The 13,157-nt window shown below is 72.1% G+C and carries 6 protein-coding genes; 5 read left to right on the forward strand and 1 reads right to left on the reverse strand.

Annotated elements, in window-relative coordinates; all coding sequences use genetic code 11:
- The 5 genes from EAO73_RS08985 to fxsT form a co-directional block, all read left to right on the forward strand.
- Positions 1 to 2,951 (forward strand): SAV_2336 N-terminal domain-related protein (locus EAO73_RS08985; protein WP_147971476.1); only part of this gene is annotated, 2,951 nt, incomplete at its 5' end.
- 151 nt (positions 2,952 to 3,102) lie between these two features.
- Entirely contained in the window at positions 3,103 to 3,291 is a 189-nt protein-coding gene (gene fxsA / locus EAO73_RS08990; RefSeq protein ID WP_224756216.1) for an FxSxx-COOH cyclophane-containing RiPP peptide, read from the forward strand.
- Between the two features lie 278 nt (positions 3,292 to 3,569).
- Complete coding sequence (locus EAO73_RS08995; RefSeq protein ID WP_147970861.1) at positions 3,570 to 4,718, forward strand: FxsB family cyclophane-forming radical SAM/SPASM peptide maturase; 1,149 nt, start codon at positions 3,570 to 3,572, stop codon at positions 4,716 to 4,718.
- Positions 4,715 to 6,106 (forward strand): aKG-HExxH-type peptide beta-hydroxylase, encoded by a 1,392-nt coding sequence (locus EAO73_RS09000; protein ID WP_147970862.1) that lies wholly within the window; start codon positions 4,715 to 4,717, stop codon positions 6,104 to 6,106. Before EAO73_RS08995 ends, EAO73_RS09000 begins: the two co-directional genes overlap by 4 nt.
- A gap of 79 nt (positions 6,107 to 6,185) precedes the next feature.
- Positions 6,186 to 9,173, forward strand: a complete 2,988-nt coding sequence (fxsT, locus tag EAO73_RS09005; RefSeq protein ID WP_147970863.1) for an FxSxx-COOH system tetratricopeptide repeat protein — start codon at positions 6,186 to 6,188, stop codon at positions 9,171 to 9,173.
- Positions 9,174 to 9,248: 75 nt separating this feature from the next.
- On the opposite strand, the gene EAO73_RS09010 is transcribed toward fxsT, so the two are convergent.
- A complete protein-coding gene (locus EAO73_RS09010) occupies positions 9,249 to 13,082 on the reverse strand; it encodes a multifunctional oxoglutarate decarboxylase/oxoglutarate dehydrogenase thiamine pyrophosphate-binding subunit/dihydrolipoyllysine-residue succinyltransferase subunit (RefSeq protein ID WP_147970864.1) in 3,834 nt (1,277 codons plus the stop codon).
- Positions 13,083 to 13,157: the final 75 nt, after the last annotated feature.

The raw sequence follows: 13,157 nt of genomic DNA on the forward strand, positions 1-13,157 counted from the left end.
CCCCCCTCGAACTCACCCGCGCCCTGCGCCCGTTGCAGCGCTACCACCCGGTCTCCGCCCCGCTGCGCCGCGTCCTGGACGAGCGGGCGACCGCCGAACGCAGCGCCCGCGCGGGCGGCGTGATCATGCCGGTGTTCCGGGGGGTCCGGCGGGGCGACGCCGTCGTGCAGTGCGTGATGGACGCCTCCTCCTCGATGCTCGTCTGGGACCGGATGTTCGAGGAGCTCCAGCAGATATTCGCGCAGCTCGGCGCGTTCCGGGACGTGCAGATGCGCTATCTGCACCCCGGACCCGACGGCGCCTGCACGGTCAGCCGCAGCCCCGACCCCGCCACCGCGCCCCTGCACTCGGCGGACCGGCTCAGCGACCCCACCGGGCGCCGGGTCACCGTCGTCGTCAGCGACTGCGCCGGACCCCTCTGGCGCAGCGGGCACGCCCACCGGCTGCTCCACCAGCTCGCCCGGCTCGCCCCCGTCGCCGTCCTCCAGCCGCTCCCGCAGCGCATGTGGAACCGGACCCGGCTGCCGGTCACCTTCGGCTCGCTCACCCGGGGCGAGGGCCCGGCCGGGGCCACCCTGCTCAAGGTCACCGGCGACGCCGGAACCGGCCCCGCCGTCCACCCCGGCGCGCTGGCCGTGCCCGTCCTGCCCCCGGTGGCGGACGCCCTCGCCGCCTGGGCCAGGCTCCTCTCCGGCACCGGAGCGGCGTCCGTACCGGGCGCGGTCGGCTGGGTCCGGGCCGACCAGCCGGCCGCCCCCGCCGGCCGGCGGGGCGACGCGCTGTCGTCGCTGCACCTGGTCAGCCGGTTCCGCGCGACGGCCTCCCCGGCCGCCGGACAGCTCGCCGTCTACCTCGCCGCCGCGCCCCTCTACCTGCCCGTCATGCAACTCGTCCAGCGCACCATGCTGCCCCACTCGGGCCCCTCCGAACTCGCCGAAGTCCTGCTGAGCGGACTCCTGAGGCGGTCGGAGGGCGGCACCGGACGCGGACAGTGGTACGCCTTCGAGCCCGACGTCCAGGAGGCGCTGCTCGGGCCCCTCGGCCGTGACGAGGCTCTGCTCGTACTCAAGCACTGTTCGCAATACATAGAGCAGCGGTTCGGCAGGGGCGGGCCCAACTTCCCGGCCCTGGCCTACGCCCAGCTCGGCGACGGCACCACGAGCGAGGCCGCGCACCGCACCCCCTGGCCGGTCCCGGGTGCGGCCGGAGCCTCGCCGGACGGGGACGCGGAAGACGCCGACGACAGTGAGGAGAACGAGGGGAACGGGGGGAACGAGAGACGCGGTGGTCCGCGCGTCCCCCACGCCTTTGCCGAAGTCGCAGCACGCGTACTGGAGCGCTTCATGCCCGTACCCCCCAGATTCGTGACCCGGGAGCCCAAGACCTCCCCCGACTCCCAGGCCCGCGGCCTCGCCGTGCGCCGCGCCCGTGAACTCGTACGGCACTTCGAGGCCGACAAGATGGTCCAGCGCCTGATCGACGCCGTACAGCTGCTCAGGGGCGCCGCCGAACACAGCGCGGCCCCGGCCGACGACCCCGAACTCTGGGCGGAGTACGCGCGCTGCGTGCTGCGGCTGTGGGAGGTGCAGGGCGGCGCCGACCTGCTCGACGAGGCCGAACGCGCCGCCGAACGGGCCGCCGCCCGCCCCGGAGCCGTACGCGAACGCGCGGTCCTCGCCAAGGTCCTGCACGCGGCGGCCGACGACCGGCGCAGGCGCGGCGACCGGCGCGGCGCGCTGGAGCTGCTGCGGCGCGCCGACCGCGAGTACACCGCGGCCTGCGCGAGCCACGACCTGGAGCCCGCCGAGGCCCTGCGGCTCACCCTGGAGCGGGTGCGTGCCCTGGAGGCGCAGTGGCGGCTCGACGGCGACAGCGCCCTGCTGCAGAGCGCCTGCGGCATGCTGGAGGCCTTCGCCGACGCCTGGCCCGACCAGGAGAACCGCCCCGCCGTCCTGCCCCTCCAGCACGGCCGCACCCTGCTGAAACTCGCCCGCGCCACCCAGGACACCGAACAGTCACGCGCCTACGCCACCCAGTCGGCCCGCTCGCTGCGCACCGCGTTCGCCCAGGGCGGCCGGCACACCATGGGCACCGAGGTCCGCATCGTCCTCGACCTCGTCGACGCGCTGCTCGCCTCGGGCGCCGAACCGGAGGAGGCCGCCACCCTCACCACCCAGGCGCTGGAGACCGTACGCGACCAGCGCCAGCGCGCCCAGCTCCAGACCAGGGCGGGCCGGGTCCGGGCCGCCCGCTACGAACACACCGGCGACCCCGCCGAACTCGTCGCCGCCACCGAGTGGTTCGCCCGCGCGGCCCGCGGCATCCCCCGCGACTCCCGCGCCTACACCGACCTGCTCGCCGAATGGGGCGCCACGCTGCTGCACCGCGCCGAACTCCCGGACGGCCGGGCGTACATCGGGGCGGCGGTACGGGTGCTGCGCGACTGCCGCTCCGAGATGCCGGCCGGGGGTGCCCACCAGTCCGAGCGCCTGCTGATGCTGGGCCGCGCCCTGATGCTGCGTCACCGCGCCACGGCGGACCGGGTCGACCTGCGCGAGGCCGAGTACCTCTTCAAGCTGGCGGCCGAGGAGGCCACCGCCCCGCTCACCGCCGCCCGCTGCTGGCTGGAGCTGGGCCGGGCCCTCCTCCAGGCCGCCGGCGTCCTGGACCGGCCGGCCCGCCGCGACGAGGCGGCGGAGGCCTTCCGTTCGGCGGCCGAGTCCGCCGGCGAGGCGCAAACGGAGCTGGAAAGTCCACAACATCTCGGAGAAGCAGTGGAGTTGGCTGCTACAGCCAACCACTGGCGGGGTATGACGTACGAGAGAGCGGGCCGCCCCCGGGCCGCGCGGGACGCGTACCGGGCGGCCCGGCAGGAGTGGCGCAAACTGCCGGACGGCGGCGGCGCGGCGGGCGAAGCGACCGCCGAGCGGCTGGCGGAGCTGGAGCGGTGAGTGCGGCGCGCTCGACGACGAGCGCGTCCGCGCCCCGGCGCCCACGTCCGGCGGGCGACGACAGGGCAGGTCAGGAATGCGGGACCGGCGCGGCGCGCTCAAGGGCGAGCCTGCCACCGGCCGGCCCGGTGCTGCTGTACGGGGAGGCGTGATGAACGAGTCGACACGGAACGACGGAGCGGGCGCGGCCGGCACGGGTGAACTGCCGGACCTGCTGGGCCTGGACCTGGCGACCCTGCGGACGATGGACCACCCGGTGCTCGCGGAGGTGGTGGCGGAACTGCGGGGGCGGGCGGAACAGCCGAAGGAGATGCTCTGGGGGTTCACCAACGCCTTCTGAGACCACGCAGGCCCGTCGGGCGCGCCGGGAACGGCACGGGGACGGTCCGGCCACCCGTACCACCGGCCGGACACCACACGGTTTCGGCCGGGGGTGTGCCCGATCAGGACATCATGGCCCCGGTCGGGCCTGCACCCGCCGTGCGCCGGGGACACTCCCCCCGGGCCGGCAGCGGGGCCACCCCGGCCGGCGTACAGCACGGGGGTGCTCGATTGGCTGGACGGACGACGCCTCGGGGGAAGCTCGCGGCGCGAGGAGAAGCCCGCGCGCACGGTCGCGTGAACCCGGTCCCCTTCGGCCAGTTCATCGTGAAGGTGCACGGCCGCTGCAACCTGGCCTGCCGCTACTGCTACCTGTACGAGGGCCCCGACCGCACCTGGCGCGACCGGCCGGCCGCCGCGTCGCCGGCCGTCCTCGACCGCATCGCCGGCCGCATCGCCGAGCACGCGGCCGCCCACGGACTGCGCGGCGTCGCCCTCGTCCTGCACGGCGGCGAACCCATGCTCGCCGGCCCCGGCCGGCTGGCGGCCCTCGCCGACGCGGTGCGCGAGCGCGTACCGGCCGACTGCACCGTCCGCACCACCGTGCAGACCAACGCCACCCTGCTCACCGGCCCCGCCGTCACCACCCTCGCCCGGCACGGCATCCGCGTCGGCATCAGCCTCGACGGCGGCCTCGCCGCCCACAACACCCTGCGCACCGACCACGCGGGCCGCCCCTCCTGGCCGGCCGCCTCGCGCGGCGCCCGGCTCCTGGCCGACCACCACCCCGAGGCGTACGCGGGCATCCTCACCGTCGTCGACCCGCGCACCGACCCGGTGGAGATGTACGAATCACTGCTCGCCCTGCGCCCTCCGGCCCTGGACCTCCTGCTGCCGCACGGCAACTGGTCCAGCCCGCCGCCGGGGCTTTCTCCCGCCGAGGGGCCGGGGCGTCCCACCCCGTACGGCGACTGGCTGTGCACCGTCTTCGACCGCTGGTGGCAGGCGCCCCGGCGGGAGACACACGTCCGGCTCTTCGAGGAGTGCGTCGCGCTGCTCCTCGGACTGCCCGCCGCCACCGAGTCCCTCGGCCTCGACCCGCTCAACGCGGTGGTCGTCGAGACGGACGGGTCCATCGAACAGGTGGACTCCCTCAAGTCCGCGTACGACGGCGCGGCCGCCACCGGGCTCGACGTCTTCCACCACACCTTCGACGACGCGCTGCACCACCCCGGCGTCGCCGCCCGCCAGGCGGGAGCCGGCGCGCTCGCCGCAGCCTGCCGCGCCTGCCCGCTGCTGACCGTGTGCGGGGGCGGCCACTACGCACACCGCTATCGCGCAGACAACGGCTTCCAGAACCCCTCCGTCTACTGCGCCGACCTCGAACGGCTGATCCGCCACATCGCGGACCGGCTCGCCGACGCAACCGCTGGAGACCCCCCATGAGTCCCGTCATCCCCGACCACGTCCTGCGCGAACTCGGCCGCACCGAGGGCGACGCCGCATCCCTCGGCCTGCTCGTCCGCGACCAGGACACCCGCCGCCTCGTCCTCCTGCGCGCCGTGCTCGACGCGGCGGAGGCCGCACCCGCCACGGTCTGCCCACCCGAGCTGCTGGACCGGCTCCGCGAGGACTGGGCCCTCCTCGAAACCGCCGAACTCGCGGACAGGGCGGCGGTGCGCACCGTCCTGTTCCACCCGTTGGCGGGCCCCTGGGCGCAGCGCCTGCTGGGAGGGCTGACCTCGGGCGCCCCGGCCGGCCCGGAGCTCCGCGCCGATCTGGCGCACCTGACGGCGCTGGCGGCGGCGGGGGCGCTGCGAGCGGGGGTGGGGTTCGATGTCCGGCTCACCCCGCGCCGGGGGCTGGTCTCCCTGCCCACGCTGGGCGCCGTCCGGTCGGATACGGGCCAGGTCCGGCTCTCGTACCGCGGCGACGAGCTGACGTTGTCTCCGCAGGACGGTCCGCGGTTCACGGTCCGTCGCCACACCGACCGGACCCTGAGCTCGGTCGACCCGCGCTGGCTTCCGGTGGTCATGCTCCGCCCCATCGCGCCGGGCAGCGTGCCCGTACCTCTCGACGACGTCGACCCCTACGGCATGGAAGTCGGGGACCGGCAGTCGCACGGGCTGAGCGGGGCCGCGCACGTCGATGACCACGAACGCAAGGAGTGGGCGCAGTCCTGGTCCGGCCTCGAACCCCTGCTCAGGGTCGGCGGCGAACACCGCCTCGCCGAGGCGGCCGTGCTGCTCCGCTGCATGGTGCCCCTCGGGCACCCGGGCGGCGCCGGACCCGACGGCGAGGGCGCGGCGCACTGCAGCGCGACCAGGCGCGAGGCGTTCGGGGCCGTACTCAGCAGCAAGCCCGCCACCGCGGCCTTCTTCGCCTCGACACTCGTCCACGAACTCCAGCACACCAAGCTGTCCGCCCTCACCGCCCTGGTACCGCTCCACCGCGAGGACGCGACCGAGCGTTACTTCGCACCCTGGCGCCCCGATCCCCGGCCCTTCGACGGTCTGCTCCAGGGTGCCTACTCGCACCTGGCGCTCGCCGACTTCTGGCAGCGGTTCGCCCTGCACGCGCACCGGGTCACCCACCGTGACCTGGCATGGGCCGAGCACGCCCGCTGCCGCGAACAGGTCGGCACCGTGCTGCCCGTGCTGGCGGGCTCGGCGGAGCTCACCGCCGAGGGCCGGACGCTGGTCAACGAAATGATCTCCGTCTACCACCGTTTGGACGACAATCCGCCCCCCTCGGGGCACCTCGCGCGCGCTCAGGCGTACGTGTCCACCACCAAGGTGATATGGCAGCAGAGGAACGGCTTGCGAAGGCAGTGAGAAGCCTGGGATTCCCGCTGGGGCGGCAGTGCTCCGGTGTATGTTGACAAGGCTCGTATCGAGGCAGGGAGACGGCTGAATGCCCGGAACGCGTAAGCCAGTTGGAGTAGCCGGGGCGAACACCGTCACGATCAGTTTCGCCGGCTTCAACCGCGCCTGGGCGGCGTGGATCGCGGACCGTCTGGAGCGGCGCGGAGTGACGGTCGTCCAGCAGCGCTGGGACCCGCCGGTCTCGATTCCGCTGGAGGAGTCGCTACGGGATCTGACGCTCGCACGCGGACGCGTCCTGGTGATCCTCAGCGACTGGTACTTCCAGCTCGGCCCCCGTAGCCATGAGGAGTGGAACCGGGCGCTGCGCTCCGAAGTCGCCCCCGATCCGGACCGGTTCGCGGCGGTGTGCGTGACCACCTCCGCGCTTCCCGGGGCCACCTCCGCCTTCAGCGCGGCCGACCTCACCAACGTCGGCGCCGAGGAGGCGGAGCGGCGGCTCCTCGTCCGTCTCGGACTGCCCACCGACCCGCTGCCCGAGGGCACCTCACCGGGGCCGCGGTTCCCCTCCGACATCCCGCAGGTGTGGGGCGGGGTGCCGCGCCGCAACATCCGGTTCACCGGCCGGGAGCAGCTGCTCACGGACACCTACAGGGCGCTCCAGGAGTCGGGGCCGGGTGCGGGGGTCGTGGCCCTGCACGGCATGTCCGGCGTCGGCAAGACGCAGCTGGCCGCCGAATACGTCTACCGCTTCGGCTCCGAGTACGACGTCGTCTGGTGGGTGCCCGCCGACCGGCGCGCGCTCTACCGGCAGAAGCTCGCCGAACTCGCCCCGGAACTCGGCCTGTCCACCGGCGCCGAATACGGCGAACGGCTCCGTGCCGTACGCGACTCGCTCCGCCGGGGCGACCCGCACGCCCACTGGCTGCTGATCCTGGACGGCGCCGACGAACCCGACCAGATCTGGGACCTGGTGCCCACCGGGCCGGGCCACGTCCTGATCACCTCGCGCAACCCGGAGTGGAGCGAGCACAACAGCAACCTCGTCGAGGTGCCCGTCTACCGGCGCGACGAGTCCGTGGCCTTCATCCGCCGCCGCGCCCCCCGCCTCACACCGGCCGAGGCCGACCAGCTCGCCGAGGCACTCGAAGACCTGCCCCTGCTGCTCGACCAGACCGCCGGGTGGCTCAACGACTCGGACCTGTCGGTGGAGGAGTACATCCAGCTCCTCGACGGCGGTATCGACCAGGACGTCGTCAAGGTCTCCGCCGACTTCCCCCTCGCCTTCCAGACCGCCTGGTCGATACTGCTGAACAAGCTCAGGGACACCGTCCCCGAGTCCGTCGACCTGCTGCGCCTGTGCAGCTTCTTCGCACCCGGGTCCATCCCCGTCCGGCTCCTGAAGGACATGCCGCCGGGGGACCTCCCGGAACAGGTCGCAGGGCTGATGAACGACCCCCTGCTGTGGAACAAGGCGATCAACCAGCTCCGTCAGTACTCCGTGGTCCGGCTGGAATCCCATGAATCGGGCATCGATGCGGCATCCTCCGGGGAGTCCATCTACATGCACCGCATGGTCCACCAGATCATCGGGCACGACATGACGGAGGAGAACCGCCAGGAGTTCATCGACGTCGTCCGGCGCGCCCTCGCGGCGGCCGACCCCGGACGCCCCACCGACACCCGCCTGTGGCCCGCGTACGCCGAGATCACCCCGCACCTGAAGTGGGCCGACGTACTGAAGAGCGACGATCCCGCAGTGCAGACGCTGGTGCTCAACTGCCTGCGGTACATGTACCTGTCGGGGGAGTACCGGGCCGGCATCAAGCTGGGCGAACGCGCCATGGCCGCCTGGCGGGAGCTGTTCGGCGAGGACCATGCCCGGATCTGGGACCTCAGCTACCACTACGCCAATCTCCTGAGGGCCGTCGGCGACTACGTCGGAACCGAGGCCATCGAGCGCGCGGCGGTGGAGCGTCTGCGTGCAGAGCGCGGCCCCGACGACCTGGAGCATTTGCGGGCCGCCTCCGGCCTGGCCGCCGACCTGCGAGGTCTCGGCCGTTACGACGAGGCGCTGGAAGTGTCCAGGTGGGTTCTCACCGCGTACCAGAGACTGCTGGGTGACCAGGACTCGCGGACGCTCAACGCGCAGAACAACCTGGCCGTCACCCTGCGGTTGCTGGGTCGGTACCAGGAGAGCCTGGAGCTCAACCGGCGCACGTTGGACGCTCGCCGCCAACTTCTGCGCCAACGGCACACCTGGACCATGTCCTCCGAGATCCACTATTCCACCGACCTGCGTCTGCTCGGCCGCTACGACGAGGCGTTCTCCCTCCAGAACCAGAGCGTTCAGCTGCACCGACGCGTCCTCGGAACGGACCACCCGCAGACCCTGCGTGCCGAGTACAACCTCGCGATGTGTCACTACCGCAACGGTGAGCGCGCCAAGGCCACCATCCTGTTCACCCGTGTTCTGGAGCGAGGTGAACGTGTCCTGGGCGAGAACGATCCGCTCACGATGATGTTCGCGGCGGGTCAGGCCTGCTTCGCCCGCGAGCACGGCAACATCGACCAGGCCCGAGCCATAAGCGAGAAGGTCGTGACCGGGTACGCGGACATGCTCGGGGAAGAGCACCCTTACGCGGCAGGCGCTCGGTCCAACCATGCCCTGATCCTGCGCAATGTGGGGGAGCGGGAACATGCCCACGTGCTTCTGGAGGAAGCGCTCGCCACCATGGCTCAGGCTGTCGGCGAGCACCACCCCTGGACGCTGGGCTGCGGCATCAATGCCTCGGCGCTGCGGAACCTCGTGGGCGACCCCGAGAGCGCGGCCGCACTGACGGACTCCGTCATCACCCGAGCCGTCGAGGTCCTCGGCCGGACCCACCCACTGACGCTGTCCGCCCGCATCGCTCATGCCGCCGACCTCCGAGGGCTCCGCGACCGGCAGAAGGCCGAGAAGATCGAGAACGAGGCCCTGGAGGACTTGGCGTCAACGCTCGGCGCCCAGCACGTCCACACCGTCTCGGCACGCTCCCGCAACCGCCCGTACTGGGACTTCGAACCGCTGATCGTCTGAGTCCCCGTACACACCCAGGGGCCCGCCCCGCGATCCACTCGCGGGACGGGCCCCTGGTTCGTGCGACGGCGCCGGTCAGGCCTCGAAGACCTCCTCGACCAGCTGTGTCTGCTCCGCCTGGTGCCGCTTGGCCGAGCCGACCGCCGGGGACGAGCCGTGCGGGCGCGAGATGCGGCGCAGGCGCTCGCCGTGCGGGACGTCCGCGCCGACGGCCAGGTCCAGGTGGTCGATCAGGTTCAGGGCGATGAACGGCCAGGCGCCCTGGTTGGCCGGCTCCTCCTGGGCCCACAGGTACTTCGCCGCGTTCGGGTACTTGGCGATCTCGGCCTGGATCTCCGCACCCGGCAGCGGGTACAGGCGCTCCAGGCGGATGATCGCGGTGTCCGTGACGCCACGCTTCTGGCGCTCGGCGTCGAGGTCGTAGTAGACCTTGCCGGCGCAGAAGACGACCTTGCGGACGGCGCTCGGGTCGACCGAGTCGTCGCCGATCACCGGGCGGAAGCCGCCGGTGGTGAACTCCTCCACCTTCGACGCGGCCGCCTTGAGGCGGAGCATCGACTTCGGGGTGAAGACGATCAGCGGCTTGTGGTGCGGGTTGTGCACCTGCCACCGCAGAAGGTGGAAGTAGTTCGACGGCAGGGTCGGCATCGCGACCGTCATGTTGTCCTGCGCGCACATCTGGAGGAAGCGCTCGGGGCGTGCGGACGAGTGGTCCGGGCCCTGGCCCTCGTAGCCGTGCGGCAGGAGCAGCGTGACGCCGGAGGTCTGGCCCCACTTCTGCTCGGCCGAGGAGATGAACTCGTCGACGACGGTCTGGGCGCCGTTGACGAAGTCACCGAACTGGGCCTCCCAGATGACCAGCGACTCCGGGCGGGCCAGCGAGTAGCCGTACTCGAAGCCCATCGCCGCGTACTCGCTGAGCAGCGAGTCGTAGACGTTGTAACGGGCCTGGTCGTCCGTCAGGTACAGGAGCGGGGTGTAGTCCTCGCCCGTGACCTGGTCGACGAGCACCGCGTGGCGCTGGCCGAAGGTGCCGCGGCGGCTGTCCTGGCCGGCGAGCCGGACCGGGGTGCCCTCCATCAGCAGCGAGCCGATGGCCAGGGTCTCGCCCATGCCCCAGTCGATCGTGCCGTTCTCCACCGAGGCGGCACGGCGCTGCATCTGCGGCATCAGGCGCGGGTGCACGGTGATCGACTCGGGGATGTTGACCTGCGACTCGGCGATCCGCTTGACGACCTCGGCGGAGACCGCGGTGTTCACGGCGACCGGGAAGTGGGCCTGCGGGTCGGAGACGTGCGGCTGCGCCGGCTGCGAGGTGGCCTCGCGGACCTCGGCGAACACCTTCTCCAGCTGGCCCTGGAAGTCCTGGAGCGCCTGCTCCGCCTCTTCCAGGGTGATGTCGCCGCGACCGATGAGGGACTCGGTGTAGAGCTTGCGCACCGAGCGCTTCTTGTCGATCAGGGTGTACATCTGCGGGTTGGTGAACTCCGGGTTGTCGCCCTCGTTGTGACCGCGGCGGCGGTAGCAGATGAGGTCGATCACGACGTCCTTGTTGAACGCCTGGCGGAATTCGAAGGCGAGCCGGGCCACCCGGACGACGGCCTCGGGGTCGTCGCCGTTGACGTGGATGATCGGCGCCTCGATCATGCGCGCCACGTCGGTGGCGTACATCGAGGAGCGAGAGGACTCCGGGGCGGCGGTGAAGCCGACCTGGTTGTTGATCACCACGTGCACGGTGCCGCCGGTGCGGTAGCCGCGCAGCTGCGACATGTTGAGCGTCTCGGCGACGACGCCCTGGCCCGCGAAGGCCGCGTCGCCGTGGAGCGCGATGGGCAGGACGGTGAAGTCCGTGCCGCCCTTGTTGATGATGTCCTGCTTGGCGCGGGCGATGCCCTCCAGGACCGGGTCGACCGCCTCCAGGTGCGAGGGGTTGGCGGCCAGCGAGACCTTGATCTGCTCGCCGTCCAGGCCGGTGAAGGTCCCCTCGGCGCCCAGGTGGTACTTCACGTCGCCGGAGCCGTGCATCGAGCGCGGGTCGAGGTTGCCCTCGAACTCGCGGAAGATCTGGGCGTACGACTTGCCCACGATGTTCGCGAGGACGTTCAGGCGGCCGCGGTGGGCCATGCCGATGACGACCTCGTCGAGGCGGGCCTCGGCGGCGGAGTCGATGACCGCGTCGAGCAGCGGGATGACGGACTCGCCGCCCTCCAGCGAGAACCGCTTCTGGCCGACGTACTTGGTCTGCAGGAACGTCTCGAACGCCTCGGCGGCGTTGAGGCGGCGCAGGATGCGCAGCTGCTCCTCGCGCTCGGGCTTGGGGCGCGGACGCTCCACCCGGTCCTGGAGCCACTTGCGCTGCTTCGGGTCCTGGATGTGCATGAACTCGATGCCGGTGGTGCGGCAGTACGACTCACGCAGCACGCCGAGGATGTCGCGGAGCTTCATCATCGACTTGCCGGCGAACCCGCCGACCGCGAAGTCCCGCTCCAGGTCCCACAGGGTGAGGCCGTGCTCGGTGATGTCGAGGTCGGGGTGCTTGCGCTGGTGGTACTCCAGCGGGTCGGTGTCGGCCATGACGTGGCCGCGGACCCGGTAGGAGTGGATCAGCTCGAAGACCCGCGCGGCCTTGGTGACGTCGTCGTCGTGCGAGGCGTCGATGTCCTTGAGCCAGCGGACCGGCTCGTAGGGGATGCGCAGCGCCTTGAAGATCTCGTCGTAGAACTCGTTCTCGCCGAGCAGCAGTTGCGCGAGGATGCGCAGGAACTCGCCCGACGCGGCGCCCTGGATGACCCGGTGGTCGTACGTCGAGGTCAGGGTCATGACCTTGGAGATGCCCAGCTTGTTCAGGGTGTCCTGCGAGGTGCCCTGGAACTCCGCGGGGTAGTCCATCGCGCCGACGCCCATGATGAGGCCCTGTCCGGGCATCAGGCGGGGCACCGAGTGGACGGTGCCGATGCCGCCGGGGTTGGTCAGCGAGGCCGTGACGCCGGTGAAGTCGTCCATGCCGAGCTTGCCGTTGCGGGCGCGGCGGACGATGTCCTCGTAGGCCTGCCAGAACTCGAAGAAGTTGAGCGTCTCGGCCTTCTTGATGGCCGCGACGACCAGCTGGCGGTCGCCGTTCGGCTTCACCAGGTCGATGGCGAGGCCGAGGTTGACGTGCTCCGGCTTGACCAGGGTCGGCTTGCCGTCCTTCTCCGCGAAGGAGTAGTTCATGGCCGGCATGGCCTTGAGCGCCTGCACCATCGCGTACCCGATGAGGTGCGTGAAGGAGATCTTCCCGCCGCGGGCGCGCTTGAGGTGGTTGTTGATGACGATGCGGTTGTCGAAGAGCAGCTTCACCGGGACGGCGCGCACGGACGTGGCCGTGGGCAGCTCCAGCGAGGCGTTCATGTTCTTCGCGACCGCGGCGGACGGGCCGCGCAGCGTCACGTACTCCGGGCCGCCCGCGGTCTTGGTGTCCGCGGCGGCCTTGGCCTTCGCGGCCGGGGCCTTGGCGGCGGGGGCCTTCGCGGCCGGAGCCGGGGCGGCCTGGGCCGGAGCCTTCGGGGCGGCGGCGGGCGCGGCCGGAGCGGCCTGGGCCGGAGCGGCGGGCGCCGCCGGGGCCTGGGCAGCGGGCTGCGCCGGCGCGGCCGGAGCGGTGTTGTCGGTGGGGGCGGCCGGGGCCGCGGGCGCTGCAGCCCCCGCGGCTGCGGCGCCGGGAACGGGCTTGTCCGCCGTGCCGGTCTTGCCCGGCTTGTAGTCGGCGAAGAAGTCCCACCAGGCGCGATCGACCGAATTCGGGTCCTGGAGGTACTGCTGGTAGATCTCGTCGACGAGCCACTCATTGGCGCCGAACGCCGCGGCCGGGTTGGTGCCCGGACCGGCCTGGTCGGTCGAGATGCTCGAGTTACTGGGGGACTGAGACGACACGGCGGTGACCGCCCTCTTCCGCTTCGCAAGGTGATGGACAGCGGGAATCAAGGCTACGCCTCCGTGGCCGTTCCT

Source organism: Streptomyces sp. col6 (genome assembly GCF_008042035.1).
Classification (GTDB): Bacteria; Actinomycetota; Actinomycetes; order Streptomycetales; family Streptomycetaceae; genus Streptomyces.